The sequence below is a fragment of the Modestobacter sp. DSM 44400 genome, assembly GCF_900107175.1.
In the GTDB taxonomy this organism is placed as follows: Bacteria; Actinomycetota; Actinomycetes; order Mycobacteriales; family Geodermatophilaceae; genus Modestobacter.
Genome location: NZ_FNOZ01000162.1, coordinates 1 through 1,454, shown reverse-complemented (window position 1 = coordinate 1,454; position 1,454 = coordinate 1). Strand labels below are relative to the sequence as shown.

The window sequence follows — 1,454 nt, the reverse complement described above, 5'->3', positions numbered from 1 at the left end:
GGTCTTGCTCACGGCGGTCCCCTGTTCGGATGGAGTCTTGGCGGACGCCCAACACCTACCTCACGGCCGGTGCAGGCGGGGGACCGCCACCTCAACTTCCACGAGACCCGGGACAACCTCCAGCCACCGCACCAACGAGAATGATTTTGCGCATGGGGAACTACCTTCCCTCGCGCCGAGGCCTACCCGGCGGGCGGCTTGGCGGCTTGGCTCCGCCTCGCGGCGGGTCGACCGAGACCGGTCGGCACTGCTGCCATCGACAGGAAGGACGACCTGCTCGAGTGCCCGTCGCCGGAATTCACCCGATGTAGTGACGCCGGACCTCGCGCGGGACTCAGGGAGGGGACTCGCGGCCTGACGCCGCAGCACGTTGTCCATCATGCGACCTGGAGAGGATGGCGCGGCGCGGCCGCGGCGACGCAACGCGAGGTCGGACAGCGGACCGTTCAGCCACCTGCCCGGGGCCCAGCTCCCAGCGCCCGGGAGGCCAGGTTCGGTGAAGGGTTCCTACTGCCGCGGCTGCGAATCTCCACCCCGCTTTGCTGACACACCGGCTGACCGGACCTGCCGGCTGGGCGAGCGATCTTGATTGAATCTGTGGCCGTTCCACATCCTTGGAAGTGAGACGACTCCGCCCCGGGCCGGTCGACGGGTGATGTGACCTTCAGCGGTAGGTGACGCGGTACTCACACACAGCGCTATGTGGCCGGGTCGGCGGCGGGCGGGCTGGCGGTGGTTACGTCCGATAGACGATGGGTCTACGAAGCAGGACGGGTGGCGACGAACAACTCGCAGGTGGCGTTGTAGTACCGGGTTGTCTTCCCCTGGTGAGTCATGCCGATCCGCCCGGCCACGGCCTGAGAGGCGGTGTTCGCCTCTTTTGTGACCGCCACGACCTCTGGCAGTCCGGAGTCGAAGGCATGCTTGAGGGCCCGGGAGGCGGCTTCGGTGGCGTAGCCGTGGCCCCAGACGTCGGGGTGGAAGTGCCAGCCGATCTCGATGTCGCCCGACGGCGGCAGTGGGGTCCGGTCGCTGGACGCGGGAATCGGCTTGAGTAGCAGGGTCCCCAGCAGGTGACCATCCGCGCGGCGCTGGACGGCCCAGACGCCGCACACCGGATCGTCTAGGGACCGCCAACGGGCGATGACTGCTTCGGCTTCGCCGCGGTCGGCCATGACGCGCGGGACGAGGCCGATAAAGCGCTGGACTTCCCAGCGGGAGTACATGTCGAAGACGAAGCCGATGTCCTCATCGGACCAAGCCCGTAGCTGCAAGCGGTCCGTGTCCAGCGGATGCATCAGGGCATCCTCACACGACGCAGGCGCTCTCCTCGTTCGGTCAGGGATCGGCCAACGAGACGGGGTGAGGGCTCTGACGTAGCTCAGCGTGCGAGGCGGATGTCGACTTCGCGTTCCACGTAGTCCCACTCCGGGGTCGCGCGGAGCCGGGACACC

The 1,454-nt window shown here is 67.8% G+C and carries 1 protein-coding gene; it reads right to left on the bottom strand.

The window, feature by feature from the left end; all coding sequences use genetic code 11:
• Window positions 1-758: 758 nt before the first annotated feature.
• The gene (locus BLW04_RS25475; protein ID WP_091548447.1) at window positions 759-1,298 is read right to left on the bottom strand and encodes a GNAT family N-acetyltransferase; all 540 of its coding nucleotides are present in this window, start codon (window positions 1,296-1,298) and stop codon (window positions 759-761) included.
• Window positions 1,299-1,454 lie beyond the last annotated feature (156 nt).

Excerpts from the sequence above, each read along its gene's own strand:
- BLW04_RS25475 (WP_091548447.1), bottom strand. The coding sequence starts at position 1,298 with ATGCATCCGCTGGACACGGACCGCTTGCAGCTACGGGCTTGGTCCGAT.